Source organism: Pauljensenia sp. UMB0895, from assembly GCF_030218905.1.
Taxonomy (GTDB): domain Bacteria; phylum Actinomycetota; class Actinomycetes; order Actinomycetales; family Actinomycetaceae; genus Pauljensenia; species Pauljensenia turicensis_A.
The window spans coordinates 98,352-123,879 of sequence record NZ_JASOQR010000012.1 but is presented as its reverse complement, the minus strand read 5'-3'; the positions used below and the strand labels follow the sequence as shown (position 1 = coordinate 123,879).

Sequence of the window (25,528 nt, the reverse complement as noted above, 5' to 3'; positions counted from 1 at the left end):
AATGACACGTACCCCGCTGATGGCCGGCAACTGGAAGATGAACCTCGATCACCTCGAGGCCAATCATCTTGTCCAGGGCCTGGCAATGGAACTGAAGGATCACAACCACGACTACTCCAAGTGTGAGGTCCTGGTTATTCCTCCGTTCACTGACATCCGTACCGTTCAGACTATCGTTGACGCCGATGAACTCGGCATCAAGTACGGTGCACAGGACGTTTCCATCCACGACAACGGTGCATACACCGGTGAAATCTCCACCGCTATGCTCGACAAGCTCGGCTGTACGTACGTCGTCATGGGCCACTCGGAGCGTCGTGAGTACCACAACGAATCCGACGAACTCGTTGGTGCGAAGGCACGTAAGACCCTCGACGCAGGCATGACTCCGATCCTCTGCTGCGGTGAAGCCCTTGAAATCCGCAAGGCCGGCACCCACGTTGAGTTCGTCCTCGGCCAGATCCGCGCAGCACTCGCTGGCTGGTCCGCTGAAGACGTCGCCAAGATCGTCATCGCCTACGAACCCATCTGGGCAATCGGCACTGGCGAAACCGCGACCAGCGAAGATGCACAGGAAGTCTGCGGTGCAATCCGTGCAGCACTGGCTGAAGACTTCGGTGCAGACACCGCTGAAGCAACTCGCGTTCTCTACGGTGGTTCGGCAAAGCCGGGCAACATCAAGGAACTCATGGCTCAGCCCGACATCGATGGTGCACTCATCGGTGGCGCATCGCTGAAGGCTGATTCCTTCGCCGAGATGGCACGCTTCTACGCCTGAGCAATTCTTAACAATTGGCTCTGAAGGGGGAGTCAACCGGCTTGCCGGTTGGCTCCCTCGGGCTTTAACCCGCTAGACTAGCGACAGTTACGTTTCAGCGATGCGCTTACGCGTGTATCGCCTACTCAAGAATCGGATTCAACAGTGACCGCACTCAAAATTACCCTGCTCGTCCTCATCGTGCTGACCAGCCTTTTGCTGACCCTCACGGTCCTTATGCACAAGGGCAAGGGTGGCGGTATCTCCGATATGTTCGGTGGTGGCATTTCGTCTACCGCCGGTTCATCCGGTGTTGCAGAGCGTAACCTGAATCGAATCACCCTCGGCATTTTGATCGTGTGGGTCGTGTGCATCGTTGCCTACGGTCTGATGCAAAAGTGGGTTTTCTGACCCGTTAGTCTTTCGAAAGTTTGGGCTCCAACCGCGCGTGATCTGTCCCCCGGAAGTTGGACTGATTTATTCAGTTTTTCTTCCGGGGGATTTGTATGCATTCGGGTTCTCAGTTGACTGATGACCGGTTGGCGGCGTGGGTGGGTTTGTTTGAGCAGGGGTTTGGTTATAGAGGTTCGGCTAGGCAGGTCGGTGTGGGTCTTGAATCGGCTAGGTCTTTGTATAGGCGCTGGAGGATTCGCGGCAGTTTTTGTATGATTTTTTGCTTTTATATATCTCTCTTTCCGTCATACCTGTTTCCGATTTTCGTACCCCTCGGAGAGCAATCGTTAAAAAGTGTCAGTAATCGTTAAAAGGTTCAGATTGCTCATCAATTTGCCAAAAATTCAACAACGAACGCCTGAACGGCAGCTACGATTGGTATCAATAAAAATGGCACGAACAAAAAATGCTCCGCAAGAGCCAAGTGCTTCATCCAATTCTTAAATTTATAGTCCTTGTGGCCCTCTGTGCCGGGAATAACAATTTTTTCCTTATATTTACCTTGAAATAACAGGCAATCTAGCAGCAAAAAATCTCCTGCATTTAAGATACTCCAGTGAATATAGCTCATCCAAAATAAATTCCAAAAACCAAAAGTTTTTGAATGCAAAAGGCTTACAACTGAATAAACAAAACACATCCCGGTGAGAGTGATGCTTAATATGAGATTTATTTTTTTCTCTTGCTTTGTCATGGGTAAAGGAGCTGCCTTTTGAATGGCTTTAGGATAAGAGTCAAAAAACCATCTCGGATTTATAAGCACCAAACTTGCGACTGCCCCGTTAAAAATAGTAGCGATAGCTACCCCATCCAGTATTGCTCGAAGGGTATCCATAAACCCATATTCTCCTTAATCTATACATCCTTTTACAAAAGCCCTATAGGCCTCTGTGTTTTGTGTCATTTCTTCGCAGTGTCCATAGCCTTGCCAGATTTTTAATTTTGCCTTGGGATAATGTTTCTTGATGCTTCTTCTTGCGTGTTCGACATTCGGATCCTTATCCCCATAAGAAAAGATGGTATCTTGTTGCGTATCCTCCGATAAATGTGGCAAGCGGATATGTCCGCAATCATAAACAATATTTTTGATACTCTGCTTGTCCATCGTAACAAGCGTATCAACCAGCATGTTCGCATAGATCCCATAGCGTTTGGCGACCTTATCGATCACCGGTTTTGGATCTTGCCGCGCCTTCTTTTGTTTGCTCAGAAACACATGCTCCAGCATTTTTGATAGAAGTCCGGCTTGTTCAAAAAGCTGGTCCCTTCAAAGAACAGAGGTCTGCGTTCCGTTTCACGGTTGGAAGGTATCCGCATGCAAATCAATGCTGGCAATGATGCGATGATTTTGGATTAGCCATTCTCGGATATATCCAAGTCCGGGAGAGCCGAGGATAGAATCCGGCAACACGATACCCATGCGACCGCCCGACTTTAAGAACTGTGTGCAGCGCTCGATGAATAATATCTCCGGAGGAACAGATGATTGCAGGCGTTCGGCCATCGTCCAAATGTTATTTTCTTATCCTGCTGCCAGATATGAGCCAGCTCAAACTGCTCCAGAATGGCTTTATCCTTAATGGGGATCTTGCTGCCAAAAGGTGGATTCGTCACAATCACGTCAAAGTATCCGAAACGTGTGTCATCGCCGTAACCAAAAACCCACCTGTGCCGCACACGAGCTATCGTGTTTTGCAGGAGAGGAGGACAAGTGAAGCTGTACCGCTACGCCAGCAAGCACCCCTCTTTTTCGCGAATCGTTTTGGCTCTGTTGATCGGAATCACCGGAGCGATTGCCTCCCTCGTATCCCAACCTCCTTCAGGCGCAAGTCAGATTCTCGGGCAGATTCTGGTTGGAGGAGCCCTCGTCGCGCTCGTGGTCGGTTACCCAGTAGCGCTGACTGTCAGCCAAATAATCCGTGCGGCCAGAGCGGGGAGTGGTAAGGACCTGCCGGTTCTCGATGCAGGCCTGGACGTTTGGACCCTGTGTGTCTTAGCGGTTTATGAGTTCGGATACCTAGGGTTCTTCAAAGAGGTTGTGCCTACTGCGGACTGGCACGTTCAGCTGGCAAACTATCAAACTCATGCGCCGATTTACACGCGGGCATGGCCACACGTGCTGTTCATCTCGTTACTGTTCGTATTCGGGTTCCTCATTTTGCGCTTCAACGAGGCCAAGCAGTTGCCGCCCCTCGTAGTTGTGATTGCGATTGCGGGGCTCTACTTGGGTGTCGCGTTCGACCTGGCGTGGACTATTCAGATCACAACCTTTGAAAAGCGCCTAGACGCGCTGTTAGTTCTACCTTTGCTGGCTGTGCTTGCGATTGTGGTGAAAATAGTTGCGATCCAAGTTCGAGCCTACGAAGCTGATGAAGACAGACGAGGCCGCATTGATGGCTCCTCGATATTGAGCACACTGGATGCAATGGTGGCTGATGCGAAACGCTGGCCCCTTCTGGGGTTTGTAGCGGCGCTCCCGCTGCTTGCCGTGCTGGTCGGGATTCTAGCTTTGTTTGGCCAATCGCCGAGCTTAGTGGTGAGGGCGTTTACAGAGACCAGTGATTGGAACCTGTCACAGCAGGTTGCCCCGCAAAACGTGTATTTTGACGAACACTACCTGTGCACCGTGGCGGCTGGCGGACACCGAACGGTGGTAAAGCCGATTCGCATGGGATTGCGTCATGGACGGCCGGTAGTTGTCAATCGCCAGTTGCTTGTGGCAAATGCGTTTGAGCAGATGCTGGAAGAGCGTGTGCCCAGAACCCATCGGGTTATTCGGCGCTTATATGACACGTATGGCTTCCCGATTGCCAAGCTGATCAGATCGCAATGGGCGGCTGATGCTGTATGGTTTTTGATGAAACCAGCGGAGTGGTTCTTCCTGGCCGTCCTCTATCTGAATGATCGTCATCCGGAAGATCGCATAGCCCTCCAGTACACGGCCTAACGGAGCCGTACACTTTTAACGCCCGTGTTTCGTGGATTTCGTGGACCCGAGCACGGATTGAGCCAGGTTTCGGTTACTGGTTTTCTATGATCTTCGCGTTGGTTCAGCAGACCCAGGATTATCCCGATGTAAACCATATTTCTTCCAGGCGGGATTTCTGCCAGGCGGGACATAAGTCCAAATTCGCTTCAAAAATTCGGGTATGCTGAACTTAATTTTCGGATACCCGAAATTTTAGGAGAGATGAATATGGATAACATTGCCAAGATCCTCAGCGATGCCGGACTGGAAAATCCTGCAGTGGCTGAGTACGTAGCGCATTGGGCTGGAATTACCGAACCCGATGCCATTGAAGTCATTTCCGCAAAGGATGACGATCGGCTCATCGCCGAAGGCCTAGACACCGGTGAGATCGCACCTGCGGGCGAGGGACTCTACTACTCCCGCTCCTACTACAAGGACACGGCGCGCAGCGAGGAACGCACCGTCGTAGCCACTCACAAGCCGCAAGAAGCCGGAATCTACAACAACTGGCACGACGCCACGGAAGTAACTGCCCGGCAGCTGGAAAGTATGAAGGGCGCCTCCCGGGGTAAAACCATGTACGTGGTGCCCTACCTGATGGCACCGCCGAAAGCGCCGCTGGAAAAGTGGGCTCGCGGGGTGGAACTTACCGACAACCTCACCGTGGTTCTTCACATGATCCGCATGGCCCGGGTTGGTGTAGAACATCTGAACAATTTGGAAGATCCGGGACATTTTGTGCGTGCAGTGCACGTGACCGGCGACCTGGAGAACTTGGGGCAGGGCACCGATAAGGATAAGCGTCTGTTTGCCACGGTAGCCGACGAACGCACAATTTTGCACTTCGGTTCCTCCTACGGTGGCAACGCGCTACTTGGGAAGATCGCCCACGGTCTGCGCCAAGCTTCTTACGACGGCTGGGCTTCCGGGGAATTCCTTTCCGAACAGTTCATGCTGATCGGGATTAAGGATAAGCTCAAGGATCACACCTACTATGTGTGCGGCGGCTTCCCCTCAGCTTCCGGTAAAACCAACCTTGCTATGATGCTAGCCCCGGACGCCTTGGGTGAGCGCTACGAAGTTTACTTCTACGGCGATGACATCGTGTGGCTGCGCGTTGGCGAAGACGGCAAGATTTACGGCATGAACCCCGAATACGGCGCGTTCGGCGTGGCAAAGGACACCAACTGGAAGTCTAATCCCACCGCCATGGACGCCATCAAAGAAGGCTCTAAGACGCTCTTCACCAACGTCGCTTACAACCCCGAAACCCAGGAGCTGTGGTGGGAAGGTAAGACCCCGGATTACCCCGAAGATGTTACCGGATGGCTGGATTGGAAGGGTGAAAAGATTTCCGACCGCCCGGCCGATCGGCAGCGCTCCGAGGCCAAGGGCGACGAGTGGGCACACCCCAATTCCCGCTTCACCACGTCTTTGGCTAACGTGCCCAACGTGGCCCCCGACTACGAAGAACCGCAAGGTGTGCCAATTGACGCCATCATTTTTGGCGGGCGAGTAAAGGACCGGGAGCCGCTTATCCGGGCAATCACCGACCTAACCGAGGGCGTTTACGACGGCTTGACCCTGGGCGCCCAGGCTACTTTCGCGGCCGAGGGCAAGGAGGGCGTGCTGCGTTACGATCCGATGTCGATGCGCCCCTTCATGTCCTACCCCGAAGGGGACTATGCGGCCCACTGGTTGAAGGTAATTGGTTCCGCGAAGGAGCAGCCCATTTTTGCGCACGTGAACTGGTTCCAGCGTGATTCGGAAGACGGTCACTTCCTCTGGCCTGGCTACCGCGACAACCTGCGGGCACTGCTTTGGCTGCTAGATGTTAAGGAAGGGCGCGCTGAGGGCGTGCAAACGCCAGTAGGTATTTTGCCGAAAAAGGAAGAGTTGAATCTTGATGGTTTCGAAGGTGACGACGCCGATCTGGATAAGCTTCTTTCCATCGACGCCGAACTGTGGAAGAAGGAGATGAGCTACCGCCGCGAACACCTTGCACAGTTCAAGAATCTGCCTGAGCAGATCTGGGCCGCGCACGAGCGCATAGAGCAGGCGTTTAACGCCTAATCGGCCACCTGGTTTTGCACTAGCGACGGGTGAATTTCCTCCAGGCGGGTTAATTCCAACGGGCAGCTACAATTCCTGTTGGGATTAACCCGCCGCTTTCGTCGTAGGGGTCTGCTGAAGGTTTGGTTGAGTCCGGGGGTTTATGTCGCCACACGCGCCGTTCACTGATCTTGTAGCCGAGGTCGTGCAGATCATCGGCCAGAACTCGGTAGCCGCCTTCGGGGTCGTCTTCGTGGAGCTGGCGCAGCGCCCCGATGAGGTCTTCCTCCTCGACCTCGCGCGCGGATCTCAGGCTTTCAGCCACTGATAGTAGGCCTGCTCACTGAAGCCAAGTAGCCGGCACGTCACCGCGACCGGCACCCGAACCCGGGCTCCGGTCGCGGCCAGCTCTCGGACGAGCGGGTAGATCATTTGGGGGGCGTGAAATGCTATTCGCTCGACAGTCCAGTAGGAATCCTTACTGGCGCGCATTGCGGATACGTGAGCCGATTGCTCCCACAGCAAGGCCTACGAGTGCGATCGCAAGGTAGCCCCAAATGTTATCGCTACTGGTTTGAATGTTCTCTGGCGGTGCAGGAGTGTTTTCTGCAGTGAGAACGCTTTGGGTGTCGCGGCCAGAGATAATGTTGTCGATCCATTCGGCGGTGCCTGCAACTGCGGTGATTGCAGCACTAGGGGAGGGAAGATCCGGATCCCCATTGGCAGTTCCAGCGGCGGTAGCAAGTCCCGCAAGCTTTCCGTCGACAAAGAACGGGCCACCAGAGTCACCACCCTGCATGCCAGCTCCAGAAACTGACTGCACATCCAAGATAGAGGTTTCGATCCTAGGCTGTATGGAGTTGTCGGCTGGGCCTTCCGACATCCCCTCAGGCTTAGACTCGGTTTGGCCAGTTTCTGTCATTCCAGGTTTTGACTGTGGAGCCTGTGGCGGGGCAGTCTCTGTAGACGCATCAGCGCCGGTAGGTGCCTTGGAATCGGAAGGAGTTTCGGGAGCACTCGGCGTGTCAGAACCGGAAGGCGCGCCACCTAGTAGCTCTTTGACAACCATTGTGGCCATTGGTAGCTGTCCAGATCGTGCCATTGACGAGCTGCTACTCCAACCGTAAAGAGTTCCCGTCTGCCCTGGGGTTGGAATATCGTGGGAGATTTTTGCGGGGGTTGCGTTAGTCACTTTCTCAGTCAGGTGAAGTAACCCCGCGTCAGATGTGGGCGAAAGAGCCCAGGAATCAGCGTTGTAGACCTTTCCAGCGATGCGTGCCTGGGTGCCTTCATTGTTGACTGACTCTAGACAGTGGCGGGCTGTGAGTACCCACTGGTCGGCAACGAGTGTGCCCGTGCAGTCACCAAAGCTACCGATTTTGCCCATTTTGAGCGCGGCAACGGAACTGCTTTCCGCATTTTCTGGCGCCGGCTCGCCATATTCGAGTGCGAGAGCCGGAGTGGCAGTCATGAGCAGGGTGGCGCTGACAATGGCAGCGACCGAAAAAAGTGATTTTTTCACGGTTAATTCCCTTTCTGAGAAGGAACAATGGCCTTGATCGTGGTGGCAACGAGTTTCTCAGCAGGACCCTGTCCTACAAACTTCTTCCACAGGCTGGCTGCGATGAGGAAAAATACGATGAAACCGATTGCTGACACAGTGGAATGTAACGCGACGTTTTGCTGCCAGTAGAAAGCGGTAAGAATGTGCAGAATGTAAATGGTTAGCGACATTGTTCCCATGGCCGCGAAAGGATAGGCCACGATTCGAGAGTGGTCTCCTACAATCAGGCACAGGTGAATCACTACGGCTGCAACGGCAACGGCGAGGATAACTTCGCCTAGGACGCCGGTGTGACCGGTAAAGCTGAGCCAGCTGGGAATGTTTGGGTCAAATCGGAAGTAGATTCCGATACCAGCGATGACAACGCTGATAGCGGTTACGATCCAGCTCAGTCGAGTGTGAGGGGTGCTGTTCGCATCGGGGGTGCGCTGTAGTCGGCCGCGCAGGTACACATCGAAAAGGAGCATGCCACCGATGAAGTATGCAATCCATGCCAATAGCGGATAAATCTGTGGCAGTTCGATGGGGGCGTACACGATTGTTGCGGCGATTGTGGCGGCAATAAATAGACCGAGCCTCCACCACGTTCCCAATGCGGGCATCCAGGAAACTAGGATCATTACCAGGCCCATTACGATGAGGACCACTTGGATTTGTCCGCCCACGGGCAGCAGTGCCAGGCCGATGAGGATGATTAAAGCGCCTCGGGCTATCAGCCGCAAGAAAGTGGTGCTGGTGTAGTTTCGTCCAATAATCATCATCGTTACGCCGGCGATGACGGCAAATAATGATGCGGGTAGGCCAGAGAGCATTACTTTGGTACTCCAAAGTAGCGAGGCCATGTGGATAACTATCATTCCGATGATCGCGAGTGAGCGCGCTACATCAAGCCCCACGATTCGTGAAGGTTTAGACACTCAGTTCTCTCCTTTACTCATACTTTAGAGAACTGTTCTTTGGCTAAACATGCTCCCTAAAAGCGACGTGTCACAAATGACTATCTATAAATAACTGCCAAATCTGGCAAAATATTTAGAGAATTCTGAGTGTCTTCTGAATTTTATTTTGACAGTTTGCGATAGCAAATCGAACGCGGGATTCCATGACACCAGTAGGCGGTTGCCATCCACAACTCAGTTTTGATCTGATGAGAATGTGTAGAAGATGCTTCTATTCAAGGCTGACCTTGGCATGGAAGAAAGCGTGATGCCGTGATGGATTTGCTTACGATTTCGCCTCAGGTTCTGCATACGAACCGTTGGTTTCATTCATGCAGGTTAGACATCCGGGGGATGAGGGAGTTAAAAGCTCCCGTCTAATGCGAAATATTTAATGCAGCTGGGGAGTGCCAAAAGGCACGCCCCAGCGCTATGTGATTGTTGAAGCTTGCCGGACGCGACTAAGCCGAAACAGCACAGCTATCTATATAAACGGACGTAGCCACAGAGGATGTTCCCCTGTGGCTACATCCGTTGTATTTCAGTGGGTTAGACCTTACCTAAAAGGCGACCTCACTGTGCAGCTGCGATCGATTCCTTAGCAGCCGCAACAACGTGGTCAGCATCGATTCCGTATTCCTTGAACAGGAAGTCACCGGGTGCCGAGGCACCGAAGTGTTCGATGGAGACTGCGCGACCTGCATCACCAAGGTAGCGGTACCACGGCAGAGCGATACCGGCTTCGACGCTAACGCGAGCCTTGACGGCCGACGGTAGAACCTCTTCGCGGTATTCGGCATCCTGCTGCTCGAACCAGTCGAGGCAGGGCACGGACACGACGCGAGCCTTCACACCTTCACCCGCGAGTGCTTCGCGGGCTTCGAGTGCCACGGAGACCTCGGAACCGGAAGCCATGATGATGACGTCCGGGGTGCCCTCGGTGTCAGCGAGCACGTATGCGCCACGGACGAGGCCGTCAGCGGTGGCAAGCTCGGTGCCTTCACCGCGTGCCGGGTTTGGCAGGTTCTGACGGGAGAGAACCAGGGCAGCCGGGTGACGTTGCTCGAGGACTGCTCGCCATGCAGCTGCGGTTTCGGTTGCGTCGCCGGGGCGAATCACTGCGAGGTTCGGGATTGCACGGTAGGAAGCGAGGTGCTCGATTGGCTGGTGGGTCGGGCCGTCTTCGCCAACGCCGATGGAGTCATGCGTCCACACGTAGGTGACGGGCAGATCCATGAGGGCTGCGAGGCGGACAGCACCACGCATGAAGTCGGAGAACACGAAGAACGTGCCACCGTAGGGGCGGGTGAGGCCGTCGGCTGCGATGCCGTTCATGATGGCGCCCATGGCGAATTCGCGGACACCGAAGTGCATGTTGCGACCGAATTCGTTGCCCTGGAATGCGTCGGAGGATGCGCCTTCAGGCAGGAAGGAGGGCTGGCCCTTCATGTAGGTGTTGTTCGAACCTGCAAGGTCAGCAGAACCACCCCAGAGTTCCGGAACAGCTTCGGCGATCGCGTTGAGGACTGTGCCCGATGCTGCACGGGTTGCGATTGCCTTGCCAGCTTCGAAGGTCGGCAGTGCTTCTTCCCAGCCTTCGGGGAGCTTGCCGGACTGCAGACGCTCAAGAAGCTCTGCGCGCTGGGGGTTCGCTACCTTCCATGCCTCGAAACGTGCGTCCCAATCCTTGCGGTATTCGGCGCAACGCTTGGCAACATTCGCACGTGCAGCTTCGACTGCCTCAACGTCGACGTCGAACATCTTCTCCGGGTCAGCTCCGAGGGCTTCCTTGAGACCGGAGAGTGCTTCACCACCGAGCTTGGAGCCATGGATGCCACCAGTGTTGGTCTTGCCGGGGGTCGGCCAGCCGATCAGGGTGCGAACTGCGATGATGGACGGCTTGTCGGTGACAGCCTTGGCAGCGTCGAGTGCCTCGGAGAGGGCTGCGACGTCTTCGGTGTAGGAGCCATCTTCCTGCAGCCAGTTGACGCGCTGAACGTGCCAGCCGTAGGCCTCGTAGCGTGCTAGGACGTCTTCGGAGAAGGCGATCTTGGTGTCGTCTTCAATGGAGATGTGGTTGTCGTCCCAGATGAGGGTCAGGTTGCCGAGCTTCTGGGTGCCTGCAAGCGAGGAGGCTTCAGCGGAGACGCCTTCTTCGAAGCAACCGTCGCCAGCGAGCGCGTAGACGTTGGTGTCGAAGACGGATTCGCCGAGGGCAGCTTCCGGATCCAGCAGGCCGTGCATACGTCGCGATGCCATTGCGAAGCCGACGGCGGAAGCAATGCCGGTGCCGAGCGGGCCGGTGGTGATTTCGACGCCCTTGGTGTGGCCGTACTCCGGGTGCCCCGGGGTCAGGGAGCCTGCGGTGCGCAGGGTCTTGAGGTCATTGAGCTCGAGGCCGATGCCTGCCAGGTAGAGCTGGACGTACTGGGTGAGTGAGGAGTGACCTGCCGACAGGACGAAGCGGTCTCGGCCGAGCCAGCGATCATCCTTCGGGTCAATGTGCATGTGGCGCTGGTAGAGCAGGTACGCGGCCGGTGCGATGGAAATCGCAGTGCCTGGGTGTCCGGATCCTGCCTGTTCAACGGCATCTGCCGCAAGAATTTTTGCCGTGGTCACTGCACGGTCATCAATTGTGTCCCACTTGAGTGTCACTTCGGCCTCCAGCCGGGTTAGGCCCCATCATTGGGGCATTCTTTTTACGATTGTTAGTTTAGCGAAAGAAAAATCGAAAAGTTGAGGGGAAAGTCTGCTCACTTGTGCACGTGTCGCTGGCAATTGTTCTCCCTCAGATACGCGCCTACTTGAGCAGATGGACTCAACGCCTCGATAGTGTCTCATTCGAGCCTCGCCCTCGTCTTCGATTCACGAGGCTGCCCACCGGTGTGGGAACACGCGGGCGTTCGTAGGGCGGGTATTTGCGGGTCTAGGGTCGGAGTGCCACTAGGCTGAGTGCGTGAGCGAAATCGGTGAGTACATTGACGAGTGGCTTGGCTATTTGCGGGTTGAACGAGGTTCGTCGATCAACACGGTTTCCAACTACAAACGCGATATTGAGCGCTATCGCTTAGACCTTGAAAGTCACGGGATGAGCGACCTGAAAACGATCACGTCTGCTGATATCGAACGTCACCTCGCCGACCTGAGCGCAGGCACGCTGAGTGGCAAGCCAGCGGCGGCCTCGTCAATTGCGCGGGCAAGTGCTGCGATTCGTAGCTTCCACACATTTGTTTCGGCGACCAGCCCCGACATCCATAATCCGGCCGCTCGCATTACTTCGCCGAAACAGGGGAGTCACCTTCCTCACGCACTGTCAGTTGAGCAGGTGAGCGCGTTGCTTGACGCTGCCCGAGTCGGAGATGACGTGATCAGCCTGCGCGACAGTGCGCTGTTGGAATTGCTCTATGCGACAGGAGCGCGCGTTTCAGAGGGTGTCGGTCTTGCACTTGATGATCTTGACCTTGACGAAGAGCTTCCCGTTATCCGCCTCTTTGGTAAAGGGCGTAAAGAACGCATTGTGCCCCTCGGCTCGTACGCGAAAGTGGCAATCGAGGCGTACATTGTGCGCTCCCGTCCTGTGCTCGCCCAGCGCGGGCAGGGGAGTCCCGCTCTGTTTTTGAATTCACGAGGCCGGGCGCTTTCACGTCAAAGCGCATGGGAAATAATCCAGCGCGCCGCAGGCAGGGCTGGGATTGATGAAGACGTTTCACCCCATACATTGCGCCATTCATTCGCAACGCATTTGTTGGAAGGTGGAGCATCGATTCGTGACGTCCAAGAACTACTTGGCCACGCATCAGTGCAAACAACCCAGATCTATACACGAGTCACACCAACAACATTGAAAGAGGTCTACCAGCTGGCACATCCGCGAGCAAAGGCCACCCACGCGAACTAGCGAATATGAACTAACATTGAGGTGTGACGAAAGACGTGCAGCCAACATTGAACGGTGACATCGCAGATGACACCGAAGGTTTTCCGATTCCAGCACCCCTGAACGGACATGGTCCAGCCAGGGTGATTGCCGTATGCAATCAAAAAGGTGGTGTCGGCAAAACCACCACCACAATTAACTTGGCTGCAGCTCTTGCCGAATACGGTCGAAAAGTACTGATCGTCGACCTCGATCCCCAAGGTGCCGCATCCGTTGGTCTTGGAATCAATACCTTGGACATGGATTGCACGATCTACAACCTGTTGCTTGACCCCAAAGCAGATGTCCGCTCCACTATCTGCCACACCTTGCTTGACGGCCTCGACATTATCCCCGCCAACATCGACCTGTCAGCGGCAGAAGTCCAACTGGTCAACGAAGTGGCCCGCGAATCCGCGCTGGCTCGCGTCATCCGTCATATTGAAGACGACTATGACGTGATTTTCATTGACTGCCAGCCGTCGCTGGGTCTGCTTGCAGTAAATGCCCTGACCGCCGCGCACGGCGTGATTATTCCCGTCGAAACCGAGTTCTTCGCTCTTAGAGGCGTTGCCCTTCTTGTGGACACCATTGAAACTGTCCGCGACCGCATTAATCCGCGTTTGAAGATCGATGGAATCATCCCGACGATGGTCAATCTGCGCACCTTGCACTCGCGTGAGGTTCTTGCTCGCCTCGACGAGAGATTCGGTGATCTTATCTACACCACGCATATTGCTCGTACCGTGAAGTTCCCTGACGCATCGGTCGCAACCGAGCCGATTATTACCTACGCGCCCAATCATCCCGGTGCTCGTGCATACCGTCGTCTTGCACGTGAGGTCATAGCCCGTGGTGACGCCGCCTGAGCCCAGCGCAGTCGAACAGGGGGCGATAGATGACTTCCGTGTCACCCTGGACGTTTTCGAGGGGCCATTTGACCTTCTCCTTCAGCTGATCACGCGCAAACGTCTTGACATTACTCAAATATCGCTGGCCGAGGTCACCGACGAGTTCATCGCTCATATGCGGATCTTTCCAGATCTGTCTCGTACTACCGAATTCTTGGTCGTCGCGGCGACACTTCTCGATATCAAAGCAGCGTCACTTTTACCACGAACTGAAGCTGACCCAGATATCGCATCTGAAGACCTAGAGGCACGCGACCTCTTGTTCTCACGCCTGTTGCAATACCGTGCTTTCAAAATGGTGGCAGCTGACATTGAATCAGTATTGGATGACAACGCCGGCTATATTCCTCGCCAGGTTCCGCTTGAACCCCAGTTCGCAGCCCTCCTCCCAGAATTAAAGTGGGAGGTTCGTCCGAACGACCTGCTCAACGCCGCGGTCCGCGCATTTACAACCGTCGAGCCTGAAGTGGTCACCACGCACCTTCATGACCCGGTCGTTCCGGTGCGCGAGCAAGCACGTGTTGTTGCAAGCAAATTGAAACACTACTCTCGCCTTACGTTTGCCGATCTGGTGGCGGACGCCGAGTCGCGCGCCGTCGTCATTTCCAGGTTCCTTGCCGTTCTCGAGCTGTTTAGGAGGCGTGCGCTCGAGGTCGCTCAAGACGAACCGCTTGCAGAACTCATCCTGACCTGGACGGGCGCTGACGATACAGACATTGACATTGACGAAGCAGAATATGGGGCTCACCTCGACAGGGAACAGGAGACGAGCAATGACTGATACCGGTGAAATGTCAGGCTACGAAGAACTCTTCGCTCCGCTCGAAGCTATCCTGATGGTCGCTCCAGAACCCGTGGATGTTGGCGACCTAGCTGAAGCTCTCCACGTCAATCCCCAAACAGTGCATGACGCCCTTTGTGCCTTATCGGCCTCGTACCGCGGAGAAAACGGGCAGAGAACGGCAGGTTTCGAACTACGCCAAACTGGGGGAGCATGGCGAATCTACTCCGCGAGGCGCTGGGCCAGCCTCGTTGGGCGCTTCATTGTGGGCAGTGCGCAGTCTCGTCTGTCACAGGCAGCACTGGAAACTTTAGCCGTCGTTGCCTATCGCCAGCCAATCTCAAGGTCGCGTATCTCGCACATTAGAGGCGTGAACGTTGACGCCGTAGTGCGTACGCTTGTAGCTAGAGGTCTGATCGAAGAAGTCGGTGAGACAGATTCGGGTGCGCACCTGTACGGAACGACGCGCGAATTCTTAGAAAAGATGGGTTTTAAATCCCTGGATGACCTGGTGCCCTTGGCACCGTATTTGCCGGACAGCGATGAGCTGGACGAACTGGAGGAACAGCTGTGAGAAACGATCCCTACATTGAGGGCGGTATTCGCCTGCAGAAGGCACTGTCTCAGGCGGGAATCGCTTCGCGGCGCGCTGGAGAAGACATGATCGCGGACGGACGTGTTCAGGTCGATGGTCAGGTTGTGCGTTCCCAGGGCATGCGCGTTGATCCAACGAAGCAGGTCATTCACGTTGATGGTGAGCGCGTGTTCTTCTCAGACACGAAGCCGATCGTCCTGGCAATCAACAAGCCCGTCGGCGTTGTCTCCACGATGTCTGACCCCGAAGGTCGCCCGACTCTCTTAGACATGATCGCAGACTACCCGGAGCGCCTGTACCACGTCGGTCGACTCGATATCGACACATCCGGCCTTCTGCTACTGACGAACGATGGGGAACTCGCGAACCGTCTGACCCACCCCTCGTACGAAGTCCCGAAGACCTACGTTGCCCGTCTGCACGGCGAAGTGAAGCCTTACATTCGTCGCACGTTGCTTGACGGAATCGAGCTGGAAGACGGTCCGATTGCCGTTGACTCTTTCCGCGTTGTCGACACCTACGGTGACATCACGACCGTTGAGATCGTTGTTCACGAAGGTCGAAACCGCCTGGTTCGTCGCATGATGGACGAGGTTGGCTTCCCGGTTCGTGAACTCGTGCGCACCGCATTCGGCCCGATCCACCTGGATCGCCTGCAACCGGGCACCACACGTCGCGTGAAGGGCAATGCTCTGGTTGCTCTGTACTCTTCCGTGGGTCTCTGATGCCCACTCGGCCTATCGCCACAACCGGCCCGATCCTGATTATTGGATCGGGCTTGCTGGGCGCTTCGCTCGGATTGAATCTCCGCGCGGCAGGTGTCGACGTATATCTCGAGGATTCTTCACCAACTTCATTGCGCCTCGCGCAAGATATCGGTGCTGGCTTCCCATTTTCCGAGGCCAGCGATGTCACACCCGCCTTGGTTGTTGTGGCTACGCCACCGGATGTTGCAGACGTCTGCGTAGTCGGGGCCTTGCAACGATTCCCGTCCGCGTTCGTTACGGATGTTGCTTCAGTAAAGAAGGCCGTTGCACAGGGGGTGCTTGAAGCTGGCACTGCAAAGGGCGATCCAACACTCGCTTCACGCTACGTTGGTTCGCACCCTATGGCAGGTCGTGAGCGATCAGGCGCCGGCGCCGCCGATGCTGACCTGTTCTACGGTCGCCCCTGGGTTGTCGTCGCACACGAAACCTCGGATCCAACAGCAGTCCTCGCCGTGCGCACTCTGGCAACTGACGTCGGATCTGTTCCCTACGAAATGGATGCGTCGACTCACGATGAGTCGGTGGCGCTTGTCTCGCATGTACCACAGTTGGTGTCGTCCCTGATCGCCGCACGTCTTGAAGAGGCACGTTCTGAATCAATGAACCTGGCGGGGCAGGGACTACGTGACACAACCCGTATCGCTGCCTCGGATCCTCGCCTGTGGACCGCGATTCTAGCCGGTAATGCCGGACCTGTTGCCTCGATTCTTACAGCTTTGCGCTGTGACCTCGATGATCTGATTGTTCACCTGGATGCTGCGAACCAGCATGGCCCCCTTCGCGGTGGCATCGTCGGAGCCGTTAACCGCGTTATGGAAGCAGGCAACAGGGGAGTGTCGCGTATTCCTGGCAAACACGGTGGAGCCCCCAGTCGCTACGGCGAACTCGAGGTGCTGATTCCCGACACGCCCGGTGCTCTCGGCCGACTTTTCAGCGAGCTTGGCGAGATTGACATCAACATTGAAGACCTTGTGCTCGAGCACTCTGCTGGTCAGCAGGTGGGCTTAGCTCGAATCATGATTGATCCGGCGCGCGTTGGTGAAGCTGAGGCTGACTTGGAACGTCGCGGATGGCGACTCATCAACTACTCAAACTGAAACATGGGTATGGAGGACACAATGACTTTCACTGATGACTCTCGACGCGACGCTATTAGCCACGTTGGCATCACTATCGCCATCGATGGTCCCGCAGGGTCTGGTAAATCAACGATCTCCAAAGCTCTTGCCTCACGTCTGGGCATTGGCTATCTCGATACTGGCGCGATGTACCGCGCACTCACGTGGTATGCGCTTGATCGTGAGATCGATCTTGATGATCAGGAGAGAGTCCGCGCTCTGGCTGACGAAATGCCACTGATCATGGACTCTGATCCGGTCAGCCCAGTTTTCCATGTCGGCGCCACGGACGTGACAGTGGCGATCCGTGAACCTCGTATTGCGTTGGCCATTCCGAAGGTGTCGACGAACCTGCCGGTTCGAAAGTGGATGGCGAGCGAACAGCGCCGACGCATGATGGAGGCCCGCGCTAACGGTTCCGGCATGATTGCTGAAGGGCGAGATATTACGACCGTTGTCTGCCCCGATGCTGACGTGCGAGTTCTTCTTCTTGCTGACGAGGAAGAACGCCTCCGTCGACGCACATTGGAACTTCACGGGAAGGTCACTGACGAACTTTTGGAGTCTGTCCGCGATCAAGTGGGCAAACGAGACGCTGCCGATTCCGAGGTTTCTGAGTTCATGACACCGGCCGAAGGCGTAGATGTCGTCGACTCTACTGGTCTGGGAATTGATGGTGTCGTGGAGGAAATCCTCAAGCTGATCGACGCTGATCTTGTGTCGAGGATGTGACAAAAGCCGTTTTATTGTCGTGGGACTGCTCCCAAGTGGAATTTAATTCCACAAGTGGGCTATGATCGTCAGGTCGATAAAATGACAGTAAAACCGAATACGGGCTATGGCGCAGTTTGGTAGCGCACTTGACTGGGGGTCAAGGGGTCGTGGGTTCAAATCCCGCTAGCCCGACAAAAAGCCCGGAATCTCAACGATTGAGGTTCCGGGCTTCGTCGTTTCCTCCCCGATCTCATGTTGAATCTCATGGTGAGATTCCTCAGAAATTGTTTAATAGCAATTCCGGGCTTTTTCTTCTCGCTTGATCTCAGCCATCGCGGTCGGCCTCGTTGCTTACGTTCACGAAGCCGAGCACATGACTGTGACGTTCTTTCTGATCTCGTTCGATTTCAAAGCACACAGATGTGGCCGGCTCGGCGGCCTCGTGCCACCCAATCGGCCACATCACGTGTAAGCCGAAACGTCAGCTGACGTACCCAACTTCCGCGGGAGTCTTACCGATACGCTGGGCGATCAGTTCTTTGTCCTCATCGGTTGCAAGATCACGTACCCATTCGACGTAGGTCGGAGTATCGGAGTAAATCTCCTGCTTGAACGGGTTACGACGCAGTTTCACGATGCGATAGGCATGGCGGCCGAACACAATGATGTTCGCAACCAATGCAGCAAACGAGATGATGAACATCGCGTATGGATTGTGCGCACTGCGGTGAGCGAACATCGAATCCTGCATGAAGTGCGGGAACGTCAACACCACCGCAGACCAGAACGTCAGCGTGTACGCACGATACTGGATCCACGCGCCCTTACCGAACTTCATAAACGCGGGAATCGTACACGAGGCAAGCAACGCGATTGCCGAGTACCACGCTCGGTCTGCAAGACAGTTGTACACGTAGGCAACATTCCAAATGTCGTACGCAATAATCCAACCGATCGTCAGATCGCCCCAGATTAGCCCCCGTTCCTTGCCTTTCGACACGAAGATACCGATCCAACCGGAAATCGCGAGAAGGTTCAAGATGCCAGCGATGCCGTTCATGATGTTCCACGGACCACCCCAGGTCACCATTCCCTGAGAGGGATCAATGCCGTGAATGAAGTAGCACTGGAAATCGCGAACAACAGCCTCGGCAATGTTGACGCTAAGCAACAGTGGGGGGATCAGTAGATACCACTTGTTGTGTCGTAGCTTCGGGAAAACCTGCAATGCAACCAAACAGAGGCTACCAAGCAGAGCCGAATACTGCTTCACAATCGGGAACCAGCCTGCGGAGTTCGTCCCAGCGGTCGAATGAGGCCACCAGAAGATACTCAGCGATACTGGCACCACGATGAACAGAGCAAGAACGACCCACATGTTCCGCTGGGCAAGCCAGGCGGCGAATGCGAGGGCAGCGATGACGATCAACAACATCACATAGTCCCACCATTCTCCCTTCTCAAAGAAGAAGAGGGTCGCATAGTCGGGAGGCGTGATGTTACCCATCACTTGGCCTCCTTACCCCAGTTGGGCAAGTAGGTCTTTTCCATCTTCTGACGGATCTGCTCGTTCCAATCGAATGCGGGTTCGCTCCATCCATCGAAGTATTCGGCGTCAACCTCGTGCTCCCATGGGGTTCCCGGTCCTACTGGTGGCCAGCTGGGATCTTCGGTAACGGGCATACGAATCTCAGCAACTGCAGGCGACTTACGGCCGTATCGGAACCACTGTGTGTACGTGTCGTCGAACAGGGGAGTCCCGTCGTAGCGACCAGCTGGAGTACCGGACTTGAAGAACTGGCCGCCAAGCACTCCACGCATGAACTTGCCGGTGTGATGCTGCTTCTTACGGAACTCCAAAACGCGCTTCACGTAGATGTTCTGCATGTGGGTCATGCATCCGCCAATAAACTCGATATTGACCCAGTTCAAGGCCTTCATGGCAACTGAGTCAGGTTCGTATCCGATACGCCAGTGATTGATCAGACGCGTGCGACCGCCCTCAAGCGGAACGACGTAGAAGCACCATGCTGCTGCGAAGTGGGTCATTCCAGGGAAACGGAATGCGTAGGAGCCAGGTGCCTTTGGCGGATTCTTGGTGTCGACCCACTGGACCATGTATTTGCCGGGGACAATATCGGCCCATTCCATTGACATTCCGTGGTAATCGAAGGCGGCGATATCGCCGGGCATCATGGAATCTGGCTGTTGGAATTCTTCTTGAATTTCGTAGGAATTAAAGAAGGGGAGTCGAGCAAATGTTCTTTCTAAGAATTCTGAAGAAAATGAACCACTCTTTTCCGCACCGATTTGTTTGAATAATCTCCACACTGCGTAAGCGGGGGCTTCAATTGTAATAGCGTAGGTTGAAGAATAACCATTATCGTAATTTGCGTCGATTAAATCGTCGCCCGGATAACGCCATGCTTGTTCTTCCGGAGTTGCTTTGCCGCTGAGCTGGCTGAAGCCATACATCCCGCTCAGGACACCTAAAGCCCCCAGACCGATAGCGGTGCGAAGGCCACGTTTCGACGAATTCTTTGACATTTTCTTCCTCTCGTCAAGGCCCAGTTGTGGGCAAGCAGAGGAGATAAATAAAACCCCGGCCAAAAGTCCTAAGCGTCTTTGCTAAAAAAACTTTCTGCGGAATTATAAATCCCTCTTTGGGTCAATCTCGCTCCGCGTTTTTTCTTGTTCACTAGACTAGCCGAATAACTACTATCCCGTCTGTGTTTCAAGGAGGAAACTGATGGAGTCACTTTGGCTGTGGGAAATTGGCTCCCCGAAGGTCTATGCACTGTGGCTAGCGGTATTCGTCGCTCAGATGCTTGTTGCTGAGATCAACCGGCGGTGGAACTGGACCATCTTCGTTATCTGGACGATCGGTGGCATTGCACTTATGCCCTATGCTTGGATTCACGGCACACCAATGGTCGGTTGGTTCCCATTCGGCAAATACGCCATCATGATCCTTACTGCAACAATGACCGGAACCGTCCTTGTCTATGCGAAGAAAAATCCGCAAAAGGCGCACAAATACGCTATTTGGCTGGGTGTTGCACTCTGGATCGGTCTCGCAGTCAACATCATGGAAGCCAATATCCGTGACCTCACCATCTATTTCAACGCGGACACCTACTATGCGTGCGGAGCAGATTGGCAGTGCCTGAAACATGTCAATGACACTCACACTCTCGATATGATCGCGGGCCTTCCGGAAGCTAGGGGCGTGACCGCCGAACTCCATTCACAAGCATGGTACGAAGCAGTCGCGTCGAATCTTTCCGCTCGCCATATCGGTATTGATCCAGAAACCGGTTTTAGAACTATTGGTGGCTACTGGAACCTGATCAGCGCGGCAGCTGGCTTGCTCAACATCATCACAATTACCGGTCTAGGCAAGATCATCGCCACATCGCCAGGCAAGCAGAAGGTTCGTGGCCTGATCTGGGTTGACATGGTGTGGCCGTGGGTTATTGCCTACGACCTGTGGAACCATGCTTTCCTCTACAACTCGCTCGCTGACTACACCTGGTACTGCACAGCAGCCCTTCTTCTGGCATGCACAATTCCCGCCTTCACATGGGCAAAGGGCCAGTGGATTTGGTTCAGGTGCTTCACGTTAGTGTTCTGGATTTCTATGAACACATTGCTACCGGAAATCCTCGTTCCACCAAACTCCACCTTTAACTTCTCCACGATGGATCCGAACGCGAACATCATCTGTGCAGTCCTAGCATTGATCGCAAACGTTGCCCTGTTCGTCTACTGGCTCTACAAGATCATTCGCTACCGCCGCAATCCGATCACCGGTGTTTTGTACCCCGAGCTCGCCGAATTCAAGACGATCGTCCGCACCCACTGCGATGACAGGGACAAGTACTTCCTTGTTGATCGCATTCCCGAAACTCCGACAGAACTCGGCTTCGAACCCGATTCTCCAAACCCGCCAGCTGACGGTTATGTGTCATACATGCCGTGGTGGGGAGATAAGGACCATCGCTACCCGAAGGCTCGAACCGAGCGCTGACTGTCATCAGCGTTCGTGTGCTACAGCAGAGTTTGGGGGTGTTATCGTCATTGATGACACCCCCAAACGAATTTCATGGTGGTGTATTTAGTCTGACGTTGGAGCAGGAATCCCGACATAGCGAGGCCTGAGTATGGGCTGAGGGACATAGGTTTTTGCGTCGATTTCCTTCTCAAACGTCAGAAGGTACTCTTTGGCTTCGCGCCCGCCAGCGTAGTCACCATATGATCCGTCTTTTCGCGTGATCCGATGGCATGGAGCAAGGATAGGCAACGGGTTATGGGAACAGGCTGACGCAGCCGCGCGATGAGCTTTCTTATTACCTGCAAGCAGTGCCAGGCCTGAATACGGCAATGTCGTACCGAAGGGAACCATCGTCATTTGTTGGGCAGCGCGCGCATAGAACCCCGAGATCAGGGACCAGTCCAGTGCAAGATCGAAAGTCTTACGCTGACCAGCGAAATACTCTTCAATCTGATCGACGGCCTCAAACAGTTCTTTACTGTCTTCGACCATCTCATCATTCAACGAGTGTGCGACATCACGTCGTACTGTGGCGAAGTCTTCGCATTCGAAGGCAACTCTGACGATGCCTTTGCCGGACTTGATGAGCATCAGGTCGCCAATGGGGGAAGAAAGTGTTGTCCAGTGAAGCATCATTACTCCTTGGGTGAGCTCAACAGCGAATGGTACGAAACAGACTTTATGCACAAAGTCAACCCCGTGGTAGTTATCCACAGGGTTGACGTGTAAAACGAGTTGGTTCAGTGCCCGTTACTTGCGGCGGCGTTCGCGAACGCGCATACCGATCTGAATCGGAGTTCCTTCAAAGCCGAATTCCTCACGCAAACGGCGTTCAATGAAACGGCGATATTGCGGGTCAAGGAAACCCGTTGTAAACAGGACAAAACGCGGGGGACGTGATGACACCTGCGTGCCAAAAAGAATACGAGGTTGCTTACCGCCACGTAGCGGGTGCGGGTGGGCGGCAACGAGTTGGCCGAGGAACGCGTTCAACTGACCTGTGGGGATACGCGTTTCCCAACCGGCAAGAGCCGTGTCGAGTGCACGCGTAATTCGGTTCGTATGCCACGCGGTCAGAGCGGACACGTTGATTCGCGGAGCCCACTGGACCTGGACAAGTTCGCGTTCGATTTCGTTCTTCAGTTCGTTCTGGCGGTCTTCGTCAACGAGATCCCACTTGTTCGTGACAATCACCAGTGCACGACCAGCATCAACGACCTGCTGAACGACGCGAATATCCTGTTCTGTCAGTGGCTGGGAGCCATCGAAGAGGACAAGAGCAACTTCCGCCTTCTCAATTGCTGCCTGGGTGCGAATCGACGCGTAGTAATCAGCACCGGTCGTACGGTGCATCTTGCGACGAATACCGGCGGTGTCAACAAACCACCAGAGGCGCCCATCAAGCTCAATGAGTTCGTCGACAGGATCGCGGGTCGTGCCAGCAAGTTCGTTGACGACAACACGTTCGGCTTGCGCGAGCGCGTTGAGCAGAGAAGATTTGCCGACATTCGGGCGTCCGACAAGTGCGATGCGACGAGGCCCCCCCTGAGGCAGTGCGCTTGCCACGGCGGATTCATCGGGCAGAACATCCATGATGGTGTCCAGCAAGTCGCCGATACCGCGGCCGTGGAGTGCAGAAATCGGGTGGGGCTCACCCATTCCGAGGCTCCACAGGTAAGCGGCGTCAGCTTCTTGTTGAGGAGAATCAACCTTATTTGCTGCCAGAATCACCGGCTTACCTTTTGATCGAAGCATCGTAACGATGCGTTCGTCTGAAGCGGTGACGCCAACGGTTGCGTCAAGAACCAGAACGACGGCGTCGGCAAGATCAACGGCAATTTCTGCCTGCTCAGCAACCGAACGGTCTAGACCTTTAACGTCGATTTCCCAACCACCGGTGTCGACGACTGTGAAGTCGCGACCTGCCCATTCGGCGGGGTAGGAGACCCTGTCACGAGTAACACCGGGAGTGTCCTGAACGACAGCTTCGCGACGACCAATAATGCGGTTGACCAGCGTTGATTTGCCGACGTTCGGGCGTCCAACGATGGCGAGAACCGGTAGACCGGCGAGTTCTTCTTTACGCTCATCGAAAGAAGCTTCACCGTCGATCAGTGCAAGATCGTCCTCGTCAAGCTCGAATTGAGCGAGAGAAGCTCGCATGTGCTGAGCGCGTAGCTCAGCTTCTTCTTCGGCGGCTAGGTCCTGATTCAGGTTCTCGTCATTCACCCGTTCATCTTACGTGGCATCACACCCATAAGCGGTGTCAGCCTTGCGCTCACGCGCAATCTCACACGTTCTTAGATGTGCGAACGAACGTCGTAGTAGAGCACTTCGCGCGATACGGGAACATCGTTGTACTCGTGTTTAATGCCTTCGAAATCTTGATACCACTCCGAGCCTTTGCCGGTGATAATCACCGTGTCACCTGGCTGGGCTGCCAAGATTGCTTTGCGCACTGCATCGCGACGGCACGTCTTAATTTCTGTTACATCGTGCATGTCCGGACGTACCGAAGTAATACCGCGCAACAGATAGTCGCGAATAGACTGCGGGTCTTCAGTACGTGGATTTTCGTCGGTCACCCACAAGACGTCAGCTTCTCGTGCCGCGATTTCGGCAAGGTATTCACGCTTTGATGCGTCACGGTCTCCATCGGTACCGAATACGATATGAAGCTTTCCATTCGTCAGCTCAGCTGTTGAGCGCAGAGTCCACTCAAGAGCCTCGGGAGTATGGGCGTAGTCGACGATGACGAGTGGTTGATTATGAGGCTTGGGATTAATCATTTCCATGCGCCCTGGAACCTGCTCCGCCTTTTCAATGGCGGCGATGACTGCATCCACGTCATAGCCAAGCTGAACGGCAGCAACAATGGCGACGGCAGTGTTCTGAACGTTCACTTCACCAAGAATCGGCATTGCAACATCATGCCCTGCGCCATTCGGATCCACCAACGTAAAGACCGTGCGACCGATCGAACGGTCGGGGTGAGTATTTTCAACGTGCCACTCGGCTTCGTTCGAGCTCAGCGCGGCAACGGTTGTCACCGGTACTTCAGCTTCGCGGGCAAGACGCTGGCCCCACTCGTCATCGACGCATACAACACCGCGTCGTGAGTGTTCTTGAGTAAACAGCGACTTCTTCGCGACGAAGTAGTTCTCCATGTCGCCGTAGTAGTCGAGGTGATCGTGTTGCAAATTCGTGAAGCCGACAACGTCAAACACAATGTCGTCAACGCGCTCGAAGCTCAGAGCGTGAGAGCTTGTTTCAATAACCGCTGCGCCAAGTCCTTCTTCCAGTGTTTGGGCAAGGAAGCGCTGGATGACAGGGGACTCAGCCGTAGTCTGATCGGAACGGAAACGTAGGTTACCGATGCGTGTTTCGACGGTTCCGCAGATGGAGGGATTCGGAAACTCAACGCCCAGAGCTGCACGCATGAGGAACGACGTAGTGGTCTTCCCGTTTGTGCCGGTCACGGCCATCGTCTTCAACTTTGTCGCAGGCTGGCCGTAGAGAGTTGCGGCTATAGTCGCTGCGCATCGACGAGGATCCTTAAGAATAACGATCGGCAGTCCGACTTTCTGATCGATTGCTCGCTTCGCTCCCTCACTATCCGTGACAAGGAGGGTTGCACCAGCCTCGGCTGCCGCGTGGGCAAAACGAACTCCGTGCTGGGTGAGCCCAGGAACAGCGACGAACGCCCAGCCTTCTTCGCAGTCGTTCGAGGAAACGGTAATGCCCGTGATGGTAAGCCCGTTTGGATCCCTGAGAGGATTTCCCAAGGCGTCGCACACCGAATAGGAACCAACGTTGGCCAGAGCAACCGGAACACTCAGTGGCACAACTGAGGGGCGAATATCTACGACTGAGCTCATGCCTCATACTGTAGCGCCGGATAGCGAAACGCTTACAATCGCTTCTCGAAGTGTTCAAG

Annotated in this window: 23 protein-coding genes, 1 tRNA gene and 1 pseudogene; 13 read left to right on the top strand and 12 right to left on the bottom strand. The window is 54.9% G+C overall.

Features of this window, described 5'->3' with window-relative positions; genetic code table 11:
* The first annotated feature begins 1 nt into the window (after position 1).
* Positions 2-778, top strand: a complete 777-nt coding sequence (gene tpiA / locus QP503_RS05115) for a triose-phosphate isomerase (RefSeq protein WP_006681052.1) — start codon at positions 2-4, stop codon at positions 776-778.
* A 144-nt stretch (positions 779-922) separates the two neighbouring features.
* Positions 923-1,168, top strand: a complete 246-nt coding sequence (secG, locus tag QP503_RS05110) for a preprotein translocase subunit SecG (RefSeq protein ID WP_006681051.1) — start codon at positions 923-925, stop codon at positions 1,166-1,168.
* Between the two features lie 370 nt (positions 1,169-1,538).
* Here the strand turns inward: secG and QP503_RS05105 are convergent, their stop codons facing one another.
* The 3 genes from QP503_RS05105 to QP503_RS05095 all read right to left on the bottom strand — a co-directional run bounded on the left by QP503_RS05105 (position 1,539) and on the right by QP503_RS05095 (position 2,714).
* Complete coding sequence (locus tag QP503_RS05105; protein ID WP_285084477.1) at positions 1,539-2,045, bottom strand: hypothetical protein; 507 nt, start codon at positions 2,043-2,045, stop codon at positions 1,539-1,541.
* 15 nt (positions 2,046-2,060) lie between these two features.
* On the bottom strand, positions 2,061-2,426 hold the full coding sequence (locus tag QP503_RS05100) for a hypothetical protein (protein ID WP_285084478.1): 366 nt from the start codon (positions 2,424-2,426) through the stop codon (positions 2,061-2,063).
* Positions 2,427-2,504: 78 nt separating this feature from the next.
* The gene (locus QP503_RS05095) at positions 2,505-2,714 is read right to left on the bottom strand and encodes an Eco57I restriction-modification methylase domain-containing protein (RefSeq protein WP_285084479.1); all 210 of its coding nucleotides are present in this window, start codon (positions 2,712-2,714) and stop codon (positions 2,505-2,507) included.
* A 207-nt stretch (positions 2,715-2,921) separates the two neighbouring features.
* Here QP503_RS05095 and QP503_RS05090 point away from each other — a divergent pair, with 207 nt between their 5' ends.
* Positions 2,922-4,157, top strand: a complete 1,236-nt coding sequence (locus QP503_RS05090) for a DUF6688 domain-containing protein (RefSeq protein ID WP_101627737.1) — start codon at positions 2,922-2,924, stop codon at positions 4,155-4,157.
* Between the two features lie 249 nt (positions 4,158-4,406).
* Positions 4,407-6,254 (top strand): phosphoenolpyruvate carboxykinase (GTP), encoded by a 1,848-nt coding sequence (locus QP503_RS05085; protein WP_285101383.1) that lies wholly within the window; start codon positions 4,407-4,409, stop codon positions 6,252-6,254.
* Between the two features lie 145 nt (positions 6,255-6,399).
* On the opposite strand, the pseudogene QP503_RS05080 reads toward QP503_RS05085, so the two are convergent.
* The 4 genes and pseudogenes from QP503_RS05080 to tkt all read right to left on the bottom strand — a co-directional run.
* Positions 6,400-6,653 (bottom strand): annotated as a pseudogene (locus QP503_RS05080) (IS3-like element ISAar45 family transposase); the annotation flags it as partial.
* Positions 6,654-6,711: 58 nt separating this feature from the next.
* Positions 6,712-7,755 (bottom strand): trypsin-like serine protease, encoded by a 1,044-nt coding sequence (locus tag QP503_RS05075; RefSeq protein ID WP_285084353.1) that lies wholly within the window; start codon positions 7,753-7,755, stop codon positions 6,712-6,714.
* Positions 7,756-7,757: 2 nt separating this feature from the next.
* Positions 7,758-8,714, bottom strand: coding sequence for a DUF418 domain-containing protein (locus QP503_RS05070; protein WP_285084352.1), 957 nt, complete (start codon positions 8,712-8,714; stop codon positions 7,758-7,760).
* A 594-nt stretch (positions 8,715-9,308) separates the two neighbouring features.
* Positions 9,309-11,390 carry a transketolase gene (tkt, locus tag QP503_RS05065; protein ID WP_285084351.1) on the bottom strand — a complete coding sequence of 694 codons (2,082 nt, stop codon included), beginning with the start codon at positions 11,388-11,390 and terminating at the stop codon, positions 9,309-9,311.
* 301 nt (positions 11,391-11,691) lie between these two features.
* Here tkt and QP503_RS05060 point away from each other — a divergent pair, with 301 nt between their 5' ends.
* From QP503_RS05060 to QP503_RS05025, 8 genes are all read left to right on the top strand, one after another.
* Positions 11,692-12,633, top strand: coding sequence for a site-specific tyrosine recombinase XerD (locus QP503_RS05060; RefSeq protein WP_285084350.1), 942 nt, complete (start codon positions 11,692-11,694; stop codon positions 12,631-12,633).
* 23 nt (positions 12,634-12,656) lie between these two features.
* Positions 12,657-13,520, top strand: coding sequence for a ParA family protein (locus QP503_RS05055; protein ID WP_285084349.1), 864 nt, complete (start codon positions 12,657-12,659; stop codon positions 13,518-13,520).
* Positions 13,504-14,343, top strand: a complete 840-nt coding sequence (locus tag QP503_RS05050; RefSeq protein ID WP_006681037.1) for a segregation and condensation protein A — start codon at positions 13,504-13,506, stop codon at positions 14,341-14,343. The genes QP503_RS05055 and QP503_RS05050 overlap by 17 nt, the downstream gene beginning before the upstream one ends.
* A complete protein-coding gene (gene scpB, locus QP503_RS05045) occupies positions 14,336-14,917 on the top strand; it encodes an SMC-Scp complex subunit ScpB (RefSeq protein WP_285084348.1) in 582 nt (193 codons plus the stop codon). The genes QP503_RS05050 and scpB overlap by 8 nt, the downstream gene beginning before the upstream one ends.
* A complete protein-coding gene (locus QP503_RS05040) occupies positions 14,914-15,663 on the top strand; it encodes a pseudouridine synthase (protein WP_285084347.1) in 750 nt (249 codons plus the stop codon). Before scpB ends, QP503_RS05040 begins: the two co-directional genes overlap by 4 nt.
* Entirely contained in the window at positions 15,663-16,802 is a 1,140-nt protein-coding gene (locus QP503_RS05035; protein ID WP_285084346.1) for a prephenate dehydrogenase, read from the top strand. Before QP503_RS05040 ends, QP503_RS05035 begins: the two co-directional genes overlap by 1 nt.
* A 21-nt stretch (positions 16,803-16,823) precedes the next feature.
* Positions 16,824-17,555, top strand: a complete 732-nt coding sequence (cmk, locus tag QP503_RS05030; protein ID WP_285084345.1) for a (d)CMP kinase — start codon at positions 16,824-16,826, stop codon at positions 17,553-17,555.
* Positions 17,556-17,655: 100 nt separating this feature from the next.
* Positions 17,656-17,729 (top strand) — tRNA-Pro (locus tag QP503_RS05025).
* Between the two features lie 289 nt (positions 17,730-18,018).
* On the opposite strand, the gene QP503_RS05020 is transcribed toward QP503_RS05025, so the two are convergent.
* On the bottom strand, positions 18,019-19,044 hold the full coding sequence (locus QP503_RS05020) for a DUF5692 family protein (RefSeq protein ID WP_006681032.1): 1,026 nt from the start codon (positions 19,042-19,044) through the stop codon (positions 18,019-18,021).
* Positions 19,044-20,012 (bottom strand): hypothetical protein, encoded by a 969-nt coding sequence (locus QP503_RS05015; RefSeq protein ID WP_465245950.1) that lies wholly within the window; start codon positions 20,010-20,012, stop codon positions 19,044-19,046. The genes QP503_RS05020 and QP503_RS05015 overlap by 1 nt, the downstream gene beginning before the upstream one ends.
* Before the next feature lie 274 nt (positions 20,013-20,286).
* Here QP503_RS05015 and QP503_RS05010 point away from each other — a divergent pair, with 274 nt between their 5' ends.
* Complete coding sequence (locus QP503_RS05010) at positions 20,287-21,567, top strand: DUF5692 family protein (protein WP_285084343.1); 1,281 nt, start codon at positions 20,287-20,289, stop codon at positions 21,565-21,567.
* A gap of 87 nt (positions 21,568-21,654) precedes the next feature.
* Here the strand turns inward: QP503_RS05010 and QP503_RS05005 are convergent, their stop codons facing one another.
* The 3 genes from QP503_RS05005 to QP503_RS04995 all read right to left on the bottom strand — a co-directional run bounded on the left by QP503_RS05005 (position 21,655) and on the right by QP503_RS04995 (position 25,469).
* A complete protein-coding gene (locus tag QP503_RS05005; protein ID WP_285084342.1) occupies positions 21,655-22,227 on the bottom strand; it encodes a methylated-DNA--[protein]-cysteine S-methyltransferase in 573 nt (190 codons plus the stop codon).
* A 114-nt stretch (positions 22,228-22,341) separates the two neighbouring features.
* Entirely contained in the window at positions 22,342-23,820 is a 1,479-nt protein-coding gene (gene der / locus QP503_RS05000; protein WP_285084341.1) for a ribosome biogenesis GTPase Der, read from the bottom strand.
* 71 nt (positions 23,821-23,891) lie between these two features.
* The gene (locus QP503_RS04995; protein ID WP_285084340.1) at positions 23,892-25,469 is read right to left on the bottom strand and encodes a UDP-N-acetylmuramoyl-L-alanyl-D-glutamate--2,6-diaminopimelate ligase; all 1,578 of its coding nucleotides are present in this window, start codon (positions 25,467-25,469) and stop codon (positions 23,892-23,894) included.
* Between the last annotated feature and the right edge of the window lie 59 nt (positions 25,470-25,528).

Coding starts and splice junctions, on each gene's coding strand:
- QP503_RS05015 (WP_465245950.1), bottom strand. CDS start 20,012: ATGTATGGCTTCAGCCAGCTCAGCGGCAAAGCAACTCCGGAAGAACAA.
- QP503_RS05085 (WP_285101383.1), top strand. CDS start 4,407: ATGGATAACATTGCCAAGATCCTCAGCGATGCCGGACTGGAAAATCCT.
- QP503_RS05105 (WP_285084477.1), bottom strand. CDS start 2,045: ATGGATACCCTTCGAGCAATACTGGATGGGGTAGCTATCGCTACTATT.
- QP503_RS05035 (WP_285084346.1), top strand. CDS start 15,663: ATGCCCACTCGGCCTATCGCCACAACCGGCCCGATCCTGATTATTGGA.
- QP503_RS05095 (WP_285084479.1), bottom strand. CDS start 2,714: ATGGCCGAACGCCTGCAATCATCTGTTCCTCCGGAGATATTATTCATC.
- QP503_RS05005 (WP_285084342.1), bottom strand. CDS start 22,227: ATGATGCTTCACTGGACAACACTTTCTTCCCCCATTGGCGACCTGATG.
- tpiA (WP_006681052.1), top strand. CDS start 2: ATGACACGTACCCCGCTGATGGCCGGCAACTGGAAGATGAACCTCGAT.
- QP503_RS04995 (WP_285084340.1), bottom strand. CDS start 25,469: ATGAGCTCAGTCGTAGATATTCGCCCCTCAGTTGTGCCACTGAGTGTT.
- QP503_RS05010 (WP_285084343.1), top strand. CDS start 20,287: ATGGAGTCACTTTGGCTGTGGGAAATTGGCTCCCCGAAGGTCTATGCA.
- scpB (WP_285084348.1), top strand. CDS start 14,336: ATGACTGATACCGGTGAAATGTCAGGCTACGAAGAACTCTTCGCTCCG.
- cmk (WP_285084345.1), top strand. CDS start 16,824: ATGACTTTCACTGATGACTCTCGACGCGACGCTATTAGCCACGTTGGC.
- QP503_RS05020 (WP_006681032.1), bottom strand. CDS start 19,044: ATGGGTAACATCACGCCTCCCGACTATGCGACCCTCTTCTTCTTTGAG.